Source organism: Amazonocrinis nigriterrae CENA67, from assembly GCF_016056305.1.
Lineage (GTDB): Bacteria > Cyanobacteriota > Cyanobacteriia > Cyanobacteriales > Nostocaceae > Amazonocrinis > Amazonocrinis nigriterrae.
The window spans coordinates 106,431-127,388 of sequence record NZ_JAECZC010000086.1 but is presented as its reverse complement, the minus strand read 5'-3'; the positions used below and the strand labels follow the sequence as shown (position 1 = coordinate 127,388).

Annotated in this window: 14 protein-coding genes; 5 read left to right on the top strand and 9 right to left on the bottom strand. The window is 42.6% G+C overall.

The genetic code is table 11. The features are described 5' to 3' along the window. The first annotated feature begins 359 nt into the window (after positions 1-359). The 4 genes from I8748_RS29040 (at position 360) to I8748_RS29025 (ending at position 7,344) form a co-directional block, all read left to right on the top strand. Positions 360-3,527 carry a CHAT domain-containing tetratricopeptide repeat protein gene (locus I8748_RS29040; protein WP_198127958.1) on the top strand — a complete coding sequence of 1,056 codons (3,168 nt, stop codon included), beginning with the start codon at positions 360-362 and terminating at the stop codon, positions 3,525-3,527. Positions 3,528-3,687: 160 nt separating this feature from the next. After that, a complete protein-coding gene (locus I8748_RS29035; protein ID WP_198127957.1) occupies positions 3,688-4,938 on the top strand; it encodes an anhydro-N-acetylmuramic acid kinase in 1,251 nt (416 codons plus the stop codon). Between the two features lie 166 nt (positions 4,939-5,104). Then, positions 5,105-5,554, top strand: a complete 450-nt coding sequence (locus I8748_RS29030) for a hypothetical protein (protein ID WP_198127956.1) — start codon at positions 5,105-5,107, stop codon at positions 5,552-5,554. Positions 5,555-5,748: 194 nt separating this feature from the next. Then, a complete protein-coding gene (locus I8748_RS29025) occupies positions 5,749-7,344 on the top strand; it encodes a serine/threonine protein kinase (RefSeq protein ID WP_198127955.1) in 1,596 nt (531 codons plus the stop codon). A 441-nt stretch (positions 7,345-7,785) separates the two neighbouring features. Here the strand turns inward: I8748_RS29025 and I8748_RS29020 are convergent, their stop codons facing one another. The 5 genes from I8748_RS29020 to abc-f all read right to left on the bottom strand — a co-directional run bounded on the left by I8748_RS29020 (position 7,786) and on the right by abc-f (position 13,479). Next, positions 7,786-7,983, bottom strand: a complete 198-nt coding sequence (locus I8748_RS29020; protein ID WP_096558866.1) for an NblA/ycf18 family protein — start codon at positions 7,981-7,983, stop codon at positions 7,786-7,788. A 671-nt stretch (positions 7,984-8,654) separates the two neighbouring features. Then, entirely contained in the window at positions 8,655-9,389 is a 735-nt protein-coding gene (locus I8748_RS29015) for a Stp1/IreP family PP2C-type Ser/Thr phosphatase (protein ID WP_198127954.1), read from the bottom strand. An 18-nt stretch (positions 9,390-9,407) separates the two neighbouring features. Beyond that, entirely contained in the window at positions 9,408-11,093 is a 1,686-nt protein-coding gene (locus I8748_RS29010) for an ABC1 kinase family protein (RefSeq protein WP_198128058.1), read from the bottom strand. Between the two features lie 302 nt (positions 11,094-11,395). Then, positions 11,396-11,719, bottom strand: coding sequence for a DUF6825 family protein (locus I8748_RS29005; RefSeq protein ID WP_198127953.1), 324 nt, complete (start codon positions 11,717-11,719; stop codon positions 11,396-11,398). 134 nt (positions 11,720-11,853) lie between these two features. Beyond that, positions 11,854-13,479: a ribosomal protection-like ABC-F family protein gene (gene abc-f / locus I8748_RS29000; RefSeq protein ID WP_198127952.1), complete on the bottom strand. Its 1,626-nt coding sequence runs from the start codon at positions 13,477-13,479 to the stop codon at positions 11,854-11,856. 433 nt (positions 13,480-13,912) lie between these two features. Here abc-f and I8748_RS28995 point away from each other — a divergent pair, with 433 nt between their 5' ends. Further along, a complete protein-coding gene (locus I8748_RS28995; protein WP_198127951.1) occupies positions 13,913-14,614 on the top strand; it encodes a Uma2 family endonuclease in 702 nt (233 codons plus the stop codon). 122 nt (positions 14,615-14,736) lie between these two features. Here I8748_RS28995 and I8748_RS28990 read toward each other — a convergent pair whose 3' ends face one another. The 4 genes from I8748_RS28990 to kdpB all read right to left on the bottom strand — a co-directional run bounded on the left by I8748_RS28990 (position 14,737) and on the right by kdpB (position 20,956). Then, the gene (locus tag I8748_RS28990; RefSeq protein ID WP_198127950.1) at positions 14,737-16,245 is read right to left on the bottom strand and encodes a UbiD family decarboxylase; all 1,509 of its coding nucleotides are present in this window, start codon (positions 16,243-16,245) and stop codon (positions 14,737-14,739) included. 369 nt (positions 16,246-16,614) lie between these two features. Further along, complete coding sequence (locus tag I8748_RS28985; protein WP_198128057.1) at positions 16,615-17,709, bottom strand: universal stress protein; 1,095 nt, start codon at positions 17,707-17,709, stop codon at positions 16,615-16,617. Between the two features lie 309 nt (positions 17,710-18,018). Next, a complete protein-coding gene (gene kdpC, locus I8748_RS28980; RefSeq protein ID WP_198127949.1) occupies positions 18,019-18,639 on the bottom strand; it encodes a K(+)-transporting ATPase subunit C in 621 nt (206 codons plus the stop codon). A 202-nt stretch (positions 18,640-18,841) separates the two neighbouring features. Further along, positions 18,842-20,956, bottom strand: coding sequence for a potassium-transporting ATPase subunit KdpB (gene kdpB, locus I8748_RS28975; RefSeq protein ID WP_198127948.1), 2,115 nt, complete (start codon positions 20,954-20,956; stop codon positions 18,842-18,844). Between the last annotated feature and the right edge of the window lie 2 nt (positions 20,957-20,958).

Sequence of the window (20,958 nt, the reverse complement as noted above, 5' to 3'; positions counted from 1 at the left end):
GCAAAAGGCGGGGGTTCCCCCATGAGCGATTGCCGAAAGGGTTTCCCAGCTTAAAGCAAGTGGCGGTGCTGTACTGTTGAGGAAATACAACAATTACAGACAGAATCAATCAATAATCAATCATAATTAGAGAAATTGGTTGACCGATGAGCGATAACTGATGACTGATGACTTTTAACAATCCTTGCAGAATATACTTATTCTCGTTAAGACACCCTTAACATTCTTCTTAGCGCCTCTGTTCTTTGCGCCTTTGCGCCTCTGCGTGAGATAAAAATATATATTGCAAATTACATAACCCCAGAAACATGAGAGATATAGCTACATAACGTAATCATCTCCTGATTTCGCAACCTCCCATGCAAAAGACCTTCTACCCTCTCAGCCTGATAGCAGCAAGCTTACTCTTATACCTGAGTCATCCTCTACAACTAGCTGCAATCACCCCAACAATAGCCCAAGCACAGACACCAAGCAATCAAAACCGCAAAGCACAAGCCGATAGACTCAACCAACTGGGTATTCAACAGTATCGCCAAGGAAAGCTTCGAGAAGCGTTAGAAACATTTGAGAAAGTTTTGCTGATTCGTAGAGAAATCGGCGACAAAGCAGGTGAAGGAACGACTCTCAACAATCTTGGGGTAGTTTACCGCAGCTTGGGACAGTACGCCAAAGCTATAGATTACTATCAGCAAGCTTTAGCTATTTTTAAACAAATCGGCGATACAGCAGGCGTTGGTAGAACTCTCAACAATCTTGGAGCAGTTTACGACAGCCAGGGACAGTACGCCAAAGCCATTGACTACTATCAGCAAGCTTTAGCCATTTTTAAACAAATCGGCGATACAGCAGGCGTTGGTACAATTCTCAATAATCTTGGGTTAGTTTACGACAACCAGGGGCAGTACGCCAAAGCTATAGAGTACTATCAGCAAGCTTTAGCCATTATTAAACAAATCGGCGGTACACCAGTAGAAGGTAAAATTCTCAATAATCTTGGAGCAGTTTACAAAAACCAGGGACAGTACGCTAAAGCCATAGAGTACTATCAGCAAGCTTTAGTCATTAGAAAACAAATTGGCGATACAGCAGGCGAAGCTACAACTCTTAACAATCTTGGGTTAGTTTACGACAACCAGGGGCAGTACGCCAAAGCTATAGACTACTATCAGCAAGCTTTAGCTATTTTTAAACAAATCGGCGGTACAGCAGGCGTTGGTACAATTCTCAATAATCTTGGGTTAGTTTACGACAACCAGGGGCAGTACGCTAAAGCCATTGAGTACTATCAGCAAGCTTTAGCTATTGTTAAACAAATCGGCGATACAGCAGGCGTTGGTGCAACTCTCAACAATCTTGGAGTAGTTTACGATAACCAGGGGCAGTACGCCAAAGCTATAGATTACTATCAGCAAGCTTTAGTCATTAGAAAACAAATCGGCGATACAGCAGGCGAAAGTACAACTCTCAACAATCTTGGAGGAGTTTACAAAAACCAGGGGCAGTACGCCAAAGCCATTGAGTACTATCAGCAAGCTTTAGCTATTTTTAAACAAATCGTCGATACAGCAGGCGTTGGTACAATTCTCAATAATCTTGGGGCAGTTTACGATAACCAGGGACAGTATGCCAAAGCTATGGAGTACTATCAGCAAGCTTTAGTCATTAGAAAACAAATCGGCGATACAGCAGGCGAAGCTACAACTCTCAACAATCTTGGGTTAGTTTACGACAACCAGGGGCAGTACGCCAAAGCTATAGATTACTATCAGCAAGCTTTAGTCATTGCCAAACAAATCGGCGATACAGCAGGCGAGGGTACAACTCTCAGCAACCTTGGGGAAGTTTACCGCAGCCAAGGACAGTACGCCAAAGCTATAGAGTATTTTCAGCAAGCTTTAGCTATTTTTAAACAAATCGGCGATACAGCAGGCGAGGGTACAACTTTCAACAATCTTGGGGGAGTTTACGACAACCAGGGGCAGTACGCCAAAGCTATAGATTACTATCAGCAAGCTTTAGTCATTGCCAAACAAATCGGCGATACAGCAGGCGAGGGTACAACTCTCAGCAATATAGGTTACGCTTTTTGGCAAACAGGCAAACTTCAACAAGCCACAGAAACTTTACGCGCTGGAATTAAAGTTTCAGAATCTCTACGAATAGATTTAAAAGACACCGATAAAATATCTCTCATTGATACACAACTTGATTCATACAAATTTTTACAACAAGCACTCATTGCCCAAAAGCAACCGGAAGCAGCTTTAGAAATTTCTGAACGCAGTCGTGCGCGTGCATTTGTAGAGTTATTAGCGTCTAAATTCAAAAGCAACACCAAAGTAAACAGTAACCCACCCACTATTAACCAACTCAAACAAATTGCCAAAGAACAAAAAGCAACCTTTGTTGAATATTCAATTATTCGTGAAAAATTCAAAACTCAAAAAAAATCAGAATGGCATGAATCAAAACTCTATATTTGGGTCATCAAGCCCACAGGGGAAGTCACATTTCACATCAAAGATATTACACCACTGTGGCAAAAAGATAATACAACTCTCGCCGAATTAGTTACCACCAGTCGTCAATCTGTCGGTGTCAGAGGTCGCGGTATTTTTGACATAAAATTTAATCCAGATAATCAGCAACACCAATTAAAAAAACTGCATGAACTATTAATACAACCCATTGCTGACCAATTACCACTAGACCCCAACCAACGGGTAATTTTCATTCCCCAAGATTCCCTTTTTCAAGTTCCCTTTGCGGCACTGCAAGACCAAAACGGTAAATATTTAATTGAAAAACATACTATCCTCACTGCTCCGGCAATTCAAGTATTAGATTTAACCCATAAACAACAGCGGCAATTTCCCCAATCCCCCGATGAAATGCTGATTGTCGGTAATCCCACAATGCCCAAGCTTCCCATCACCGTAGATCCTCAGCAGCGGACGTTAAAAGCTTTACCAGGCGCAGAACGAGAAGCAAAAGCGATCGCTCAATTATTCAAAACCCAAGCTATCATCGGCAAAAATGCCACAGAAAGAGCCATTACACAAAAGTTACCACAAGCTAAATTAATTCATTTAGCAACTCACGGCTTACTCGATGATTTTCTCGGTTTAGGTGTACCAGGTGCGATCGCTCTTGCACCAGATACCCCACCCAGCAATGATGACAATGGTGATGGTTTGCTCACCGCTGGCGAAATCCTCGACTTGCAACTATCCGCTAATTTAGTGGTATTGAGTGCCTGTGATACAGGAGGCGGTAGTATTTCTGGTGATGGGGTAATTGGATTGTCCCGTTCTTTGATTAGCGCAGGTGCAGAGAGTGTGTTAGTGTCTTTGTGGTCTGTAGACGATCAATCCACAGCATTTTTAATGACCGAATTTTATCAAAATTTACAAAAAAACCTTGACAAAGCTACAGCTTTACGCATGGCAATGCTAGCGACAAAGGAAAAATATCAGTCTCCCTTACACTGGGCGGCGTTTACCCTGATTGGAGAATCGGAGTGAAATTGTAGCAGGGGAGCTTTCGGAGCAGGGGAAGATGAGGGGGATGAGGGGGATGAGGGAGATAATTTTTCACTCCTAACTCCTAACTCCTCACTCAGCACTCAGCACTCAGCACTCAGCACTTTTGACCACTGACAACTGACAACTGACAATATTATTTATGACTCGCGTTATTGGTTTAATAAGTGGCACGTCTGTAGATGGCATAGACGCTGCTTTGGTAGACATTTATGGTAGAGAATTGGATCTCAAAGTTGAGTTGTTAGCTGGAGAAACATATCCTTACGCGGCTGGACTCAAAGAGAAAATCTTGGCAGTCTGCGCTGGGGAAGCTATTTCAATGGCAGAATTGGCACAAATAGATGATGCGATCGCTTTTGCTTTTGCTGAAGCTGCCCAAAATATTCAAGCTAACCACCAACCAGCAACTTTGATAGGTTCCCACGGTCAGACAGTGTATCATCGACCGCCGGAAAAAGCAGGGGGAGCAGAGGGAGCAGGGGGAGCAGGGGAGCAGGGGAGCAGGGGAGTAGGCAAAAATACAGAAGGTAGAAAAACTTTTCACTCCTCACTCCTAACTCCTCACTCTCCATTAGGTTATAGTTTGCAACTCGGTCGTGGTGCTTTGATTGCTCATCTGACGGGTATTACTACGGTGAGCAATTTTCGTGTTGCTGATATAGCTATTGGTGGTCACGGTGCGCCTCTTGTGCCTAGAGTCGATGCTTTTTTGCTTAGTCACCCTGAAGAAGGACGTTGTGTTCAGAATCTAGGTGGTATTGGTAATGTTGCCTATATACCGCCTCGGCGTGATGACTGGCTTGCTAAAATTCGCGGCTGGGATACTGGTCCAGCAAATAGTTTGTTGGATTTGGCAGTGCAACATTTAACTGCTGGCGCTAAAACTTATGATGAAAATGGCACATGGGCAGCAAGTGGTACACCGTGTTATCCACTAGTAGAACAATGGCTCAGCCAAGATTACTTTCATCTACCACCGCCTAAGTCTACTGGTCGCGAACTATTCGGTGTGGCTTACCTGCATGAGTGTTTAAAAGACGCCGAAGCATATCAACTCAGTCCCGCTGATATACTAGCAACCCTTACAGAACTCACAGTTGCTTCCATTGTTCATAGTTACCAAACTTTTTTACCGCAAATGCCACAGCGCATACTATTATGCGGTGGCGGTAGTCGCAATCTTTACTTAAAACAAAGATTACAGACATTGTTACCATCAGTGCCAGTATGCACTACAGATGAAGTCGGCTTGAATGCGGATTTTAAAGAAGCGATCGCTTTTGCAGTTTTAGCCTATTGGCGCCAGCTAGGTATTCCTGGCAACTTACCCGCCGCCACTGGCGCACCTATTGAAGTACTTTTGGGAGAAATTCACGGTATTTTGAGATGAGGGGGATGAGGGAGATGAGGGGGATGAGGGGGATAATTTTTCACTTCTAACTCAGCACTCAGCACTCAGCACTCAGCACTTTACTATATCTGCCACCTGACATTTCCTTGTTTCATAGATATCTTTAAATCTGAGCGGTACTCGATCAAGGCAAGGTATATATAAGGTGGCTCACACTTTTTTATTGGAACCAGGACGCTGGACAATGCAAGGAAGTTGGCTGGAGCGTAATGGCTTGCCAATCAGCGTCAAGGGTATGACCCTGGTCGCTTGGAATCGAGATAACTGGTTCACTATGGCAACAAAACTTATATTTCCAGGCAGCGATCGCTCGGAAATCTCTTTGCAATACAAAGGGCGTTTCCATGAGCAAGAACGCCAGTATACTTTTTTACTCCAAAATAATATTTTGGGGCAATCTGAAGGCGAGGGTTGGATTGGCCCGGATACTATTGTACAGCGTTATTGGGTATTAAGCGATCGCGAACGTCGTAGTGGCTTTGAAACTATGCATCGAATGTCAGATGATACATATTACTTAAGTAGTGGTATGATGTCAGGTCATTTTCTCATCAGTACAATGGAAGCTAGCATGGTGCGTCAGGCAAAACAATAGTTAACTCCTAAGTAACTATTTTGCCAAAATTGGGCAAACTAAATAAGAAATTACAATCAAAGTGCAAAATAGTACTATTTTTTTAAGCAAATATACTTATTATATTTCAGCGCACTTTTTTTATTCAAATACTTACAAACTGCCTCCTAGATAGGTTTTATCCACAATTGTTAAATATTGGAGTCGAATGTTCTATGTCAGACCCCAACATTGGGCACTTACTCGCCAAACGCTACCAGCTTCAGGAGTTAATCGGTACTGGAGCAATGGGTAGGGTTTATCGTGCTAAGGATATTTTGTTGGGAGGCGTGCCCGTTGCTGTGAAGTTTCTCGCGCTATCCATACAAAACGAAAAGATACGGTTACAAGAACGCTTTGAGCGAGAAGCAAAAACCTGTGCTTTACTTGGGCAAAAAAGCATTCACATTGTTCGAGTGATGGACTATGGCGTAGACGAGAATAACACGCCGTTCTATGTGATGGAATATTTGCAAGGGGATAGCCTAAACCAAATTATTCGCCAGCAAAATTTATCTTTGCCCAGATTCCTGAGTATGACACGTCAAATCAGCTTGGGGTTAAAGTGCGCTCATGATGGCATCCCGGTTGATGGCAAAATCTATCCAATTATTCATCGTGATATTAAGCCCAGCAATATGCTGGTGATTCAAGATGCCAGTTTTGGAGAGTTGGTAAAGGTTCTGGATTTTGGTATTGCTAAGTTACTACAAGCTAATAGCGACCATACAAAATACTATTTGGGAACGCTGGCTTATTCTTCTCCCGAACAGATGGAAGGTAAAGAATTAGACAATCGCTCTGATATTTATAGTCTAGGCGTGATGATGTTTGAGATGCTTACAGGCAAGATGCCACTGCTTGCACCAAGCCACTCATTTGGCGCATGGTATAAAACACATCATAGCCAAGAACCAAGTACTTTTGCTGAGGTTGCTCCTGGACTACAAATTCCCAAGGAAGTAGAAAATTTGGTGATGAGTTGCCTAGCCAAAGCACCACGCGATCGCCCCCAAAGTATCAGCGAAATCCTGCGTATATTAGAATCTGTAGAACAGCACTACCGTACACACGCTATTTCAGATAGTAATAATATATCTGACTACAATACGCATACAATTCAAATTATTAATAATGCGCCTAGTCATACCATTACACTTCAAACCGATTCACAGCCGAAGATCAAAGCCGACTTGCAAGTAACCCTGTCAAACGATGAAATAATTCGTTCGATTTCCTGGCCTGAAAATAAACCTATTGCCAATATTGTTTTTCCCCAGTCCATTCATGCCAATGGAGAAACTTTACCTGCTCTATGGGTGATGCTACCAGAAAGAGAAATTCTCAAGCGCATACTTTGTCAGCGTTACAATCAATTTCTGTTCATCACGGTTCCCCACCCCATGGTGCTTTGGATTACTGTGATCTACAATCGCAAACACGGTGCTAAATGGCTGCCTTACTACCTTGATCTCAAAACTCATCTCGGTCAAGAAATCACGTACTTACTGGGGCAAACAGGCTATTATCGTCTTCTGTTCTTTGCCCGTGAGACACCAAATAAGTGTTCTCATATCCTAGTTGCTACTATCGCCCCTGCCCAACGTCAACGCCTGCAACAATGGGTAGTAGCGGGCAAAACTCTCGTATCAGCCGCTGACCCCCAACTTAGTAAAAGTTTACTGAAAAACGAGTACGAAAAAATCAAGCCCCAAATTATGGCGAAATTGGAAGCAATCCAGACAGATTCCCATTTTGATGTTTCTGGCTAGAGACAATCTCAACAAGCCAAACATAATACGCCTACCCATAAACAGGTATTGAGATATCTGTTAACTTTTATTAAAAAAGTATATATCTGCTTGTAACCTACATTTATAAAAAATATAATGAATGGCAGTGTTAGATAAGCTTAGTTAAATTTACGCAGATTTTCCTCTGTAAGCATTACAGCAGAAAAGTAAGTGTACTATAGATGTACAGTCGGCGGAATTTTAGATTAGACTTAACTAGTGCAAATAATCAATTTGATCCCAAAGCTACAGTAGTATTAAAAAATACATGCAAACGAAAAATTTTCGTAGCAAAGTTTTGGGTTATAAATTATCAGTTATGGTTTCTGATTTGAAGTTGACGCCCCAGCATCCCCAGCCCCTTTCCTCCCTGGAACCGAGCAAGAGAAGGAGGTCGCCCACTGCGACACAAGAATTAAATTATGCCAAAGCGGAACCTGAATCTATGCCCCACTGGTGCTTGAGTAATTCCTGGTAAGTTGCCTCCCGTACAACCATTTGCTCATAGAGCTTGACTAAAAAGTCCTGAGCTTGTTCGTGACTCATGTGCTGTACTTGAGTGGCGAACGAGCGGATGCTGAATTGCTGTTCCAAAGATAATTCAATTGGTTTACTCATAATAATCTCCAAAGAAAACAACGCGTAAAAGTCATGTTGGTAAGACTTGACCATAAAGATCGTGTCTGGAGTGGGATATGTTCTCACAGGTGTACATCTGTATTAAGAAAGATAACAACTGTGTGACAAATTGACCATATCCTTAAGGTTAAATTTTTGGTTTTTGGTAGCTTGCACCTAAACCTACTGATATACAACTCAAGTCTGCTAAAACAGATTCCGGAAAAAATCACAGTTTGTGGGTGTCCGGGTAAGTTGTAATACCTTTGTTTATCTTCCTACTCGTTAAAACTTCTCCCTAAAAGAGATGTTAGGAGAGTGAGGAAAATATGAAAGGTATTAAGCGTGAATTATATCCGCTATATATCATTATGTGCAAGATGTCAATTACCTAAATTATGGAAAGATAGCCGCCAGCAGGTAAATTTGGAGGCTAAGAGTATTTGTATCAAGTAGTAAATTAGAAAAATGCTCAGGCTGAACAAATTGCTGAGTACATTTACGGCGCTTGACAGTTGTCAGTTGTCAGTTGTCAGTTGTCAGTTGTTAGTTGTCAGTTGTGAGTCAGTGCTGTTATGGGGAAACCTTTTAAGACCGCACTAACTCACCCGGAGGGTCATTTGTCCGTTGTCATTGGTTGTAACTACTGACTACTGACCACTGACCACTGACTATTGACTATTTTCGAGTGCGACGATGATGACTGTGATGTTGTCGTGTCCACCTTGCTCTTTAGCAGCTTCAATTAAAGAGAGGGCAGCTTTGTCTAGTAATGGGGTGTCATGTAGGTAACTAGCAATCTTGTGATCGACAAGTTCTTCAGTTAGACCATCACTGCATAATAGCAAGCGATCGCCTGCTTTCACATCCAACGGTTGCACATCAACCTGGTGTAAATCTTCACGTCCCAAACAACGCGACAAAACATGACGGAAGGGGTGAACTCTTGCTTCTTCTGAGGTGATGTCACCAACTTTAATTGCTCTTGCTACCCAAGTGTGATCTTCAGTGACTTGCTCTAATTGCGTTCCTCGTAAGCGGTAAAGCCTGGAGTCTCCAACATGACCACACCAAGGTGCATCTGGCGAGCGAAAAATGACTGCGACAACAGTTGTACCCATGTCAGCGCGTTCGGGATGATTTTGCTGGTCTTGCAAAATGCCTTCATTTGCTCGCCACAAAGCTTTCTCTAGCAATTTTTCTGTAGGCTCAGATGAATCCCAATTTGCTACCAAATACGCCTGAATTTCCCGCGTGGCAATACGACTCGCCTCTTCACCTCCCGCATGACCACCCATACCATCAGCGACAATGAAAAATCGCCCTTCAGGGTCGATATAATAAGCATCTTGGTTACTAGAACGAATAAGTCCCGGATCGCTGAAACCCGTGAAATTAAGTTTCATAAATTTTTACTACAACAATTAATACATGCGGTCATAACGGTCGAGGCGTAGAAGCAAGCGGATCAGTATTACTGAGACTACTGCGGCGATTAAACCAGCCACCAGGGCTAACCATCCATAATGATTAACTAATAAAAGGGTAGCTGAAAGAGTAAATCCACTGATTATCACAGCGTAGCTCATTCCTAGTTGAATGTTACTCTGTCGCCGCAGCAGGCGCTCCGTCTCTATTGAACGAACGCGCACGCGCATATCTCCGCGTTCTAATTTTTCTAGGGTGTCCTCTAATCTCCGTGGTAATCCAAAAGCAGTTGTACTCACCTGGACTGCTTGACGACTTAATTCATTAAGGAAGCTATTAGTTTCAGAACCATTCATATTAGTCATAAGCTGCATTGCATATGGTTGGGCAACTTCCATAAAGTTAAATTCTGGATCTAAGCCTTTGCCTACCCCCTCTAGGGTGGAAAAGGCTCGCATCACAAAAGTGAAGGTTGCAGGAAATCTAAATGGCTGATTATATGCTATTTCGTATAGGTCGTCACTGATTGCTGCCACAGATTGATTTTCAAAGGGCTTATCCATGAAATTATCCAGCATATACTGGACAGAACGCCGTACTGGGCCCATGTCATCCACAGGTGTGATCGCTCCCAAATCGATGAGAGACTGAACGACGCGATCGCCATCTTTTTGGGCAATGCCAAACAGCGTTTCCATCAGTCCTTCTCGAATGTTGGACTTGATTCGCCCCATCATGCCAAAATCGTAAAATATCAAAGCACCATCGGGGTTAACGGCAATGTTACCTGGATGAGGATCGGCGTGGAAAAAGCCGTTATTGAGCAATTGCATCAGATAAGCTTGAGCGCCTTGACGTGCAATCACTTTACGATCTAAACCCGCTGCTTCTATAGCTTCATACTGACTAATTTTAATTCCGGGAAGATATTCCAAAGTCAGTACACGAGACGAAGTGTAACGCCAGTAAATTCTGGGAACTTTTACCCAGTCGTGACCACGAAAGTTCCGCCGGAAAGTATCAGCGTTACGACCTTCATTAAGATAGTCAATTTCTTCCCAAAGAATGCGACAACATTCTTCATAAATCCCAATCCAATCTCGTCCCTTACCCCATTTTGGATGATTTTGGAAGTAGTAGGCAATTCCTTTGAGAATTTGTAAATCTATTTCAAATAGCTTTTTCAGTCCAGGACGCTGCACTTTGACGACAACTGCTTCCCCGGTGTGTAACACAGCTTTATGTACTTGTCCCAAGCTAGCAGCTGCTAAGGGAATAGGTTCAAAACTCTGAAATAGTTCAGGAATTTTTTTACCCAATTCTTGCTCAATAATTGTTTCTACTTGCTCATAGCTAAATGCTGGCACTTTGTCTTGTAGCTTTGCCAACTCTTCTACATATTCACCGGGGAATATATCAGCACGAGTAGAAAACAATTGCCCAACTTTGATAAAAGTTGGGCCTAAATCCAGTAGGGTATTACGAATCCAGACCGCTTGAGCTTTGCGTCTTGCAGCTTGCTTGGCTTCAGTTACACCACCAGGGTAACTCCAAGATTTGTTGTAGCGCCAAAGCTTGAACATTAAAGTCAAGACAAAAGACCAAATGTCCACAAAGCGCCGTTTACTTGAGTAGTTCTCACGATTCCAACGGTATGCTTTATCTGAATAACCTGTTTCCATATGCTTTGCGTACCGCTGGTTTGTAACCGAATAACCTGAAAGAGAAGACACTCTGATTCCTAAACTGTTTTTGATATGTCAGGTGTTAGTTGTCAGTTGTCAGTTGTTATTTTTGAGCCAGTAAAGCTTTGGGTTTTTCCTATGAGTAACTGGCGTTCGCGTTTGCGCAAGCGTTGCGCGAGTCTTCGAGCGTCAGCGTATTTGTTCGCGAAGCGGCGACCACAGGAGAAGGATTCACCCGTAAAGGTCAGTTGCTACTGACCACTGACCAATGACCAATGACTATTGACTATTAACAAAATTTATGCAGAAGTTCTGCGATAATGCTGCAATTCTGTACGTAGCAGGGCAATTTCTGCTCGCAATTCATCAATTTCTGCTTGTAAGTCAGATTGTGAACCGCTTGACCCACTGCTTGGGCTAGTTTGACCAGCATTAGCAGCTGAAGCTGCTCGATTTGCCCGTTCTAGAACTTCGTCTGTAAACTGGCGTAATTGCTCTCTGGCCTCAGCATCAAATTTGCCCAGTTCACTCAAAGCATCGGTCAAGGCGACCTCTAAGCGTTCATTAATTACTTCGGCTACTGCTCTGCCTACAAAAAAGGCTTGTACAAGGGGGTTACTCATAAATTTTTGTTACGTGCGTCCGCAAAAGAATTATAACCTGCCTGTATGCTTTGCGGCTTCTACTGGAGAGTTAGAGATTTAAGATTTGAGATGGCTAGTTAGTCAAGAGTGCGTAGACGCAAAGCAGCTTGTCGTCAGACATCGCTTGGTTGATGACATTCCAGTAACTCTTGATAGTATTGCTCTGGTGTACTCGGTAAATAGGTCGTCATTTGCAAAGTTTGCTCTTTCAATTTGAAACCTTGGGTAATGTTGATTCGGCTGAGGAAATCGATATCGTGGGAAATCACCCAAATAGCGCCTTGGTATTCATTAATACCTGTCACTATTTGTTCAACTGTTTCAATATCTAGGTTATTAGTTGGTTCGTCAAGAATCAATAAATCAATTTCAGAGATACTGATAATTGCGATCGCTAACCTTGCTAATTCACCTCCACTCAATATAGACGCGCTTTTGTGAACGTCATCGTATTTAAACAAAAAGTGTCCTAGCTGTTGGCGTAACAATTGATAGCTGAGGCTGGGATTAGCAGCTTGCATATTTGCGAGAATTGTTTGCTGGCGATTCACTAGTTCATAGGTTTGGTCGAGATATACAGCTTTCATCGCCGATGCAAGTATTACCTCACCCGACTGTAAAATTGCTGTTTGCTTGTCCATTTCCAAGATTGCCTTAGCCAAGGTTGATTTACCTGCACCATTTGCACCTACAATGGCAAGGCGATCGCCAGAGGATACATGCAACTGAATATTTTCAATCAAAAGACGTTCCGACACCCAGAGATTTGCACCTTGAATATCAATTAAATTTCGGCGCTTTTGACTTTTTTCTTCGAGTTGGATACTTGTCACCTTTGTAGTATTGACTTTTGTCTCTGCCACCTTTTGAGTAGCCTTTGCTACAGCCGCTTCATGTTTCTTTTTCGCAGTCCCAGCTGACACTTGAGCTTTAGTTTTCATCGCTCCGGCTGCTGCTCTGTCAATACTACCACTGAGAAACTTTGCTCTTCCATTGCGCTGAGATTGGGCTGCACGTTGCTGTTCTTGCATCGCTGAAGCTTGAACACGTTTAAGTTCCTTTCTGGCGACTTCGTGCGATCGCCATGCTACCTCTTGCTCAATTTGTTTTTGTTGGCGATACTCAGAAAAATTGCCTCCATACACCTTGACACCCCCAGGCGTAAGTTCCCAGGTAACTTTTGTTACTTGAGCGAGAAAAAAAGGCTTGTGGGAGACTATCACAAACGCACCAGCGAAATTTTCAAGAAACTGCCTTAAGCTTTCCAAAGCTAGCAAATCCATGTGGTTGGTTGGTTCATCCAGCAATAGCACATTTGGTTCTTGAGATAAACCAATTGCTAGGAATAATTTCGTTAGTTCACCACCACTTAAATTAGCTATAGATAAAGATAGGTCAAGGGTTGTGTGAAATTGTGCTTGTAAAATCTCCTCAATTTTCCACCATTCATCAGAGACAGAAATTAAAAAATTCAGCACTGTATCAGTATTAATTTCTTGTTTAATGGTACTAATTTGTGGCAAATAGTAGACAACGCCATTCTGCCAAACAGTGCCTTGAGTGGGGCTAATTTGTCCTGCAAGTATCTTTAATAAAGTTGATTTACCTATTCCATTTTTACCTACTAAAGCGATGCGATCGCCCATGCCAATACTCACCTGAATTTCTTGAAATAAAATTCTCTCTAAGCTGAGTTCATAGGCTAAATTCTCAGCTAATAATATTGATTTTTTCTGCATGACTGTCAAACCTCAATGAGCAAATTTCCACCCGCGAATAAACAACAATTACGGGTAGATTAGGCATATGAAAAAGTCGGCCGCAGCAACTCTCAAGCGGCTTGATGTAGAGATGAATTATGAAGATATATTTAGCTCATGACTATTGTGAAGTACCTTGTCAAACGTATCGTGTTTATTTGGCTTTGACATTTGTGGGTTTGGTACTACTTCATTGCAGCTATCTCGCTAGCGGGTGAGGTTTGATGTTGACTACAGTGTAGCATAAAGGTATTTCGCAAAAATAGCGATCGCTAAAGTTTCTTAATGTTAAGAGATACTGTAGTTTCAAGCTAGCTAAAGACTTGAAATTAAATTACTTAGCTAAGAGTTCGATCGCTGACTACCACGTTGCTAAAATAAATCCATAACTACTTGATGCCATATCCATTCTATGACCATAACTCAAGAATTAGAATCTCAACAAGGCATCTCCCAAGATGTGATTTTTCCCCCTAGTGATTTATATAGTGATGAGCCTCCCTTGGAAACAGAATTACATCTACGACAAATAATCCTACTTCTCACATGTTTGGAATGGTTGTGGCGAGATAGAAATGATTTTTATGCAGCGGGAAACTTGACTATCTACTACAGTCCGCATCAACGAAAATCAAAAGACTTCCGAGGCCCAGACTTTTTTGTAGTCCTAGGATGTGAACGCAAAACTCGTAAAAGTTGGGTAGTCTGGGAGGAAAATGGTAAATATCCCAATGTAATTGTAGAAATTATTTCGCAATCAACAGCGAATACAGACAGAGGTTTAAAAAAACAAATTTATCAAGATATCTTTCGCACACCGGATTATTTTTGGTTCGACCCTTATACACTAGAGTTTGCAGGATATCATTTAGTAGATGGAGAATATCAACCTTTACAAGCTTCGGGACAAGGGCATTTGTGGAGTCATCAGCTAGGGTTATATTTGGGAATTCATGAGGGGCTATTGCGGTTTTTTACCCCAGGTGGTGAATTAGTACCAACACCAGAAGAAACAGCAGAACAAGCAGAACAAAGGGCGCAACAAGAAGCTGAAAAAGCAGAACGTTTGGCTGCAAAATTGCGTGAGTTAAATATCGACCCAGATACAATTTAACTCACATTCCACACCTTCAACTGATGGCTGATGGCTGATGACTGTAAACAGTAGGATTTTTTTTGGAAGTCTCTAAAAAGGTGCGTTGTTAGTGATAACTTAACGCACCGCAATATAAAATATTACCTCACATCATAACCAAACAGATTTGGGTCAACTTCTCCTAATTGCAAATCTGCTAAACCATACTCTGTCCATCGTCTTTCTACCATCGCCGCTACATCAGGATCTGATTCCAAAGACGCGCCCCATTCATGGTCTGTTTCCGGCGGAATCTTTGTGGTAGCATCAATTCCCATACGTCCACCTAAACCAATCTTCTCACTGGCAAAATCCAAAGTATCAAAGGGTGTGTTTGGCAAAATAAACACATCTCGTGTCGGGTCAACTTTAGAACTAATTGCCCAAACTACCTGACGCGGATCGCGAATATTTATGTTTTTATCCACGACAATCACAAACTTGGTGTAGGTAAATTGGGGTAATGCACTCCAAAATGCTAAAGCAGCCCTGCGCGCTTGTCCTGGGTATGCTTTATCAATGGAAATAATCGCCGCTTTGTAACTCAAAGCTTCCATCGGTAAGAAGAAATCGACAATTTCTGTCACTTGTTGTCGCAGAATAGGAGTATAAATGCGATTAAGCGCGATCGCCATCATTGCTTCTTCTTTGGGTGGACGACCGCTAAATGTTGTTAAGTAAATTGGATTTTTGCGGTGTGTCATGCACTCAAAGCGTATCAAGGGCGAATCTTCCACACCGCCGTAATAACCCATGTGGTCACCAAAAGGCCCATCTGGCAAAACTTCCCCTGGCGTAATGGTTCCTTCTAGAACAAATTCTGAATCTGCTGGAACTTCTAAATCTACAGTTTTACACTTTGCTAACTGCACGCCAGAACCACCATAAAGTCCAGCGAACAGCCATTCTGATAAATCTACAGGAATGGGTGTGGCAGCTGCCATGATAATTAAAGGATCTACACCAAGTGCGATCGCTACTTCTAATTTCTTCCCACGTTCAGCTGCTTTCCGCAAATGCCTTGCCCCACCCCGCACTGATAACCAGTGAACCGTCATGGTATTTTTAGATTGCAGTTGCAAACGATACACACCTACATTTGGCGTACCTGTCTCACAATCTTTGGTAATTACTAATCCTAGCGTAATAATCTTACCAGCATCACCTGGATAAGGGCGTATCAAAGGTAACTTGTTTAAATCCAAATCATCGCCTTGAACCACAACTTGCTGACAAGCAGGAAAAAAGTCACGTCCTGGCTTAGCTTTCACCACGTCAAACAGCACTTTCCCAAAATCTATCGCCTGGGAAATCTTCTTCGGCGGTTTTGGTTGTTGCAGCATACTCAGCTTTTTTCCCAGAGTTTCCAATTCCTCTGGATGCTGCATATTCATTGCCCAACATATCCTTTCCACGGTTCCCATCAAATTCACCGCCACCGGGAAAGATGCACCTTTGACGTTTTCAAATAGCAACCCCGGCCCACCTTTTTGCAGCATCCGGTTGGAAATCTCAGCAATTTCTAAATCTGGGTCAACCATAGCTGAAATCCGCTTTAATTGCCCTTTTTCTTCAAGAATCTTGATGAATCCGCGTAAGTCTCTCGCCATTGTTTTAGTAAAGCTGATTATTTAAGAAATGTGAAGCGTTCTCTTATATTATTAGTCAGTTGTCAGTTGTCAGTTGTTATTTCTCCCTCATCTCCCTCATCCCCCTCATCCCCCCAGAATTACTAGCTTTAACAGCAACTTAACTTATTTATTGGCTTTTCTTAACTATCTTTTACGCCGACTTTAGCTATCTTATCTATGGATAGGCATTATTTATTACAAATAAGCCCTACCCAGATCAAACATGGCGATCATCTACGATACTTTCCTAGCAGGTGGTCTTGTGATGCGGCCCCTGCTGGGTTTATTTTTTAACAAATTGAGCTATTCTTGTTGAGACCAATGGGCAAAGAATAGCCTCTACAATCATCAACGCTTGGATGATGATGTTTTCTCGCTGGCAATGATATGTATATCGATGTTTTTCAGCAAGCGCACCAATTTTTGAGTTAAGGAACCCTTGAGGAGGATTTGCCAGCGCGATCGCTGACTCTCTCCAATTACAATTTGAGTAATCCGGTATTTCTCTGCTGTTTCGGCGATCGCTTGGGCTATATCATGGGTGGTAACTCGCAGAAATGTACCGTCAAATTCCTTACACAATTTTTCACAAGTATGTATATGTAGGCTTTCTTCTTTGGTGAGGAAGCGTTCAGGATTGGCAACAAATAAAGTATAAAGCGGGGCATTCATATAGTTAGCTAGTCGCGCACCCCTACGTAAAAGCTGTAATGAATTGGGATAAGTTGATACGCATACCAACACCCGTTCGTGAATATTACAGTATTGCCCATTGAGAGTTGTAGCGATCGCATTTTCTTCTATGTTGTCTGCAACTTCCCGTAAAGCCAATTCTCGTAATGCTATCAGGTTGCGGCGTTGGAAAAAGTTATCGAGGGCTTGTTGGATTTTTTCTGGGGCGTAAATTTTCCCTTCTAATAACCGTTCTTGCAGCGTTTCCGGTGTGACATCTATCACCACCACTTCATCTGCTTCCTCTAGAATGCGGTCAGGTACACGTTCTCGCACGACTACACCAGTAATTCGTGCTACCAAGTCATTAAGACTTTCCAAATGCTGCACATTCATTGTGGAATAGACATCAATACCTGCTGTTAAAACGATTTCCACATCTTCGTAACGTTTTTCTCGTGGCGAACCAGGGATATTGGTGTGGGCTAGTTCATCGATTAACACCAATTGGGGCGATCGCTTTAAAATAGCATCGGTATCCATTTCTGTTAGCGTCAACCCACCCCGCAAAACTTGCTTACGGGGTACAATTTCCAAACCCTCCGCCTTTTCTTCCGTCTCCTTGCGTCCGTGGGTTTCTAAAAGCCCTATAACAACATCAAATCCTTCATGTTTGAGTGCGTGCCCTTCTTCTAGCATACGGAAGGTTTTGCCTACACCAGGAGCCATGCCAATAAAGATTTTGTGTTTGCCCCGTCGTACCGGATAAATATAAGAATTCACAGAAGTTAAGTGATGACTGATGACTGATGACTGATAACTGATGAACGCCAGTTGCACTCAACGAGGGAACCTCAACGGACAGTTCGCTCAAGTCGGGAAACCCGCCCACGCGACTGTCCTCCGCAACGCACTGGCTCTTGATGACTGTCAATTATTGTTTGCTATGCCCAATTCTCCTTCGGGTGACGCTCCTTCTCCCAAGGGGAGACGCTACGCGAACGTCGCTAACGCTGCGAAGATCGCCAGTTGCTCATGGGGGTTTCCCCCATGACCGCGCTGGCTCACCAATTACCAATTTTACTGATTTGGTTTACGGAGGGTGTCTGCCAGATCAAGAGCATAATTCAATCGCAGAATATTGACTCCTGGTTCACCAAAAATTCCTAAAAATCTGCCATCAGTAAATCTATTCAGTAAAGGTAAAATATCATCTTCTTTAATACCACGAGCGCGAGCAACACGTCCTATTTGCTGCCTTGCTGCTTTCAAAGAAATATGTGGATCTAAGCCAGAACCAGAAGTATAAATTAAATCAGCAGTGGGTTCAATACTTTCTTCTCCGAATTCATTTGCTTGTTCAATAATGCGGTTTAGTAACTCTGGATTGCTAGGTGCAAGATTACTAGCACCAGATATACCAGTTGGCTTGGCTTTTCTGCCTTGGCTATATCTCACCACACTAGGACGACCTTGAAAATATCGCTCAGAACTGAACACTTGACCAATCAAAGCTGAACCAATTGGTTTTCGTTCTATACCTTCCGATGCCTGTATAACACTGCCATCAGCTTTTAATGGAAATAAACCTTGACCCACTACAAGAATCGCCAGAGGATAAATAAGTGCCGTGATCAACCACAGCACCAAAGTAATGCGAATTACTCTGAAAGTTTCTTTAATAAAAGATAGAAACAACATTCTACTTACTCTATAAAGTTAATTTTTAATCTTTGTGCCTTAGTGCCTTTGTAATTAAAAAAATTTAACACAAAGACACAAAGACACAAAGTATTTTTAAGGAACTGCTATTTAACTGATAAATCTACTCGTTTCATAATTTTCTTGATTTTTTTACGTATTTGTGTGCCAACTTGGCAGTGAATTTTGAATTTTTAATTGTTTAAGCCAACCCCACTGCGGTAATTAACAAATCTATCAACTTAATGGCAATAAATGGTGCGACCACTCCACCAAAGCCATAAATTAAGATGTTGCGTTGTAACAGCTGATTAGCTGTCAATGGTCTAAATTTCACACCCTTCAAAGCTAAGGGAATTAAAGCCGGAATAATCAAAGCATTATAAATCAGGGCTGAGAGTATAGCAGAGTTAGGGCTAGTCAAATTCATAATATTCAAGCTTTGCAAATGAGCAGCGGCGAAGATAACTGGAATAATTGCAAAATATTTAGCGATATCATTAGCAATAGAAAATGTCGTCAATGCCCCGCGGGTAATCAACAATTGTTTACCAATACTGACAATATCGATCAGTTTTGTCGGGTCAGAATCTAAATCCACCATATTGGCTGCTTCTTTGGCTGCTTGAGTACCTGTATTCATGGCTAAGCCAACATTCGCCTGTGCTAGTGCGGGTGCATCGTTAGTACCGTCTCCTGTCATGGCTACCAGTTTACCTGCTGCTTGTTCTCGTTGAATGACGTTAATTTTGTCTTCTGGTGTGGCTTCGGCGATGAAGTCATCAACTCCGGCTTCGTTGGCAATGACAGATGCAGTGATGCGGTTGTCCCCGGTTAGCATGATGGTGCGTATTCCCATTCTTCCTAATTGGTCAAAGCGATCGCGGATACCAGATTTCACAATATCTTTGAGATAGATCACACCATAAATTTCGTTATCCAAGCAAACGGCTAAAGGTGTGCCTCCTTGGTGAGAAACTCTCTCATAGGCGGCATCCAGTTCTGGGGTATCGTTACCGTTGCGGGAACGTACAAATCCTTTAATTGCTTGCACTGCACCTTTGCGAACTTCCCGCCCACCAGGCAAGTTTGTACCACTCATGCGCGTTTTGGCAGAAAATTCCACTCCTTGCGCTTGGTTGGGGTCAATGTCAAATCTTGCGCCTAACCTTTGTGCCAGCCGCACAATGGATTTTCCTTCCGGTGTCTCATCGAATACACTAGCAGCCAAAGCAATGGTAGCCACTTCTTCCATTGAATGACCGTTGATAGGGATAAATTCTTCTGCTAAACGGTTGCCGAGGGTAATTGTGCCTGTTTTATCAAGCACTAAGGTGTTAACATCACCACAGGCTTCTACTGCTCTTCCTGAAGTCGCAATTACATTAAATTGGGCAACTCGATCCATACCAGCAATGCCAATGGCACTGAGTAACCCGGCAATAGTTGTGGGAATCAACGCTACCAACAAAGCAATTAAAATTGGTACGCTGACTGGACTTTTGACATAGTAGGCGAATGCTGGTAAGGTGGCGACAACAAATAGAAATACCAAGCTCAAAACTGTAAGTAACACCGTTAAAGCAATTTCATTGGGTGTTTTGGTGCGTTCTGCCCCTTCTACCAAGGCAATCATCCGGTCAATAAAACCTTTACCTGGGTCAGCAGTAATACGGATAATTAGTTCATCTGAAATGATGCGCGTACCACCAGTAATAGAACTGGCAATATCTGAACCTGATTCTTTGAGGACTGGTGCAGATTCCCCAGTAATTGCTGATTCATCTACTGAAGCCACACCCATGATGACTTCTCCATCAGCGGGAATGATATCCCCTGCTACCACGTAGATATTATCACCTTGTCTGAGGCTACTAGAAGAAACTTCTGTAATTGTGCCATCGGGGGCGAGTTTTTTGGCTGTTGTTTCTGACTTGGTTGACCGCAAGGCAGCAGCTTGTGCTTTTCCCCGTCCTTCAGCCACAGCTTCCGCAAAATTGGCAAACCAAACGGTAAAAAACAAAATCCCTGTTAACAAGCCGTTGAATAGTTGCGGGTTCTTTTGAGTAGTTGGGCCAAATAAATCAGGTTTAATCGTTACTGATAAAGTAATGAGTGTTCCCACCCAAACCAAAAACATCACCGGATTTTTGATTGCATTCAGGGGATTAAGCTTAATAAAAGCATCTCTAATGGCTCTGAGATAGAGTCCCCTAGTATTTACCCTAGCCTTTTTACGTGCTTGGCGGCGATCGCTAGGACGATTAGAACGAGAACGGGATGGTTTTGATTTGGGGGTAGGTGCAACAGGATTCATAT

Coding starts and splice junctions, on each gene's coding strand:
- kdpB (WP_198127948.1), bottom strand. CDS start 20,956: ATGAATCCTGTTGCACCTACCCCCAAATCAAAACCATCCCGTTCTCGT.
- I8748_RS29040 (WP_198127958.1), top strand. CDS start 360: ATGCAAAAGACCTTCTACCCTCTCAGCCTGATAGCAGCAAGCTTACTC.
- kdpC (WP_198127949.1), bottom strand. CDS start 18,639: ATGTTGTTTCTATCTTTTATTAAAGAAACTTTCAGAGTAATTCGCATT.
- I8748_RS29015 (WP_198127954.1), bottom strand. CDS start 9,389: ATGAAACTTAATTTCACGGGTTTCAGCGATCCGGGACTTATTCGTTCT.
- I8748_RS28990 (WP_198127950.1), bottom strand. CDS start 16,245: ATGGCGAGAGACTTACGCGGATTCATCAAGATTCTTGAAGAAAAAGGG.
- I8748_RS29020 (WP_096558866.1), bottom strand. CDS start 7,983: ATGAGTAAACCAATTGAATTATCTTTGGAACAGCAATTCAGCATCCGC.
- I8748_RS28995 (WP_198127951.1), top strand. CDS start 13,913: ATGACCATAACTCAAGAATTAGAATCTCAACAAGGCATCTCCCAAGAT.
- I8748_RS29005 (WP_198127953.1), bottom strand. CDS start 11,719: ATGAGTAACCCCCTTGTACAAGCCTTTTTTGTAGGCAGAGCAGTAGCC.
- I8748_RS29035 (WP_198127957.1), top strand. CDS start 3,688: ATGACTCGCGTTATTGGTTTAATAAGTGGCACGTCTGTAGATGGCATA.
- I8748_RS29010 (WP_198128058.1), bottom strand. CDS start 11,093: ATGGAAACAGGTTATTCAGATAAAGCATACCGTTGGAATCGTGAGAAC.
- I8748_RS29025 (WP_198127955.1), top strand. CDS start 5,749: ATGTCAGACCCCAACATTGGGCACTTACTCGCCAAACGCTACCAGCTT.
- abc-f (WP_198127952.1), bottom strand. CDS start 13,479: ATGCAGAAAAAATCAATATTATTAGCTGAGAATTTAGCCTATGAACTC.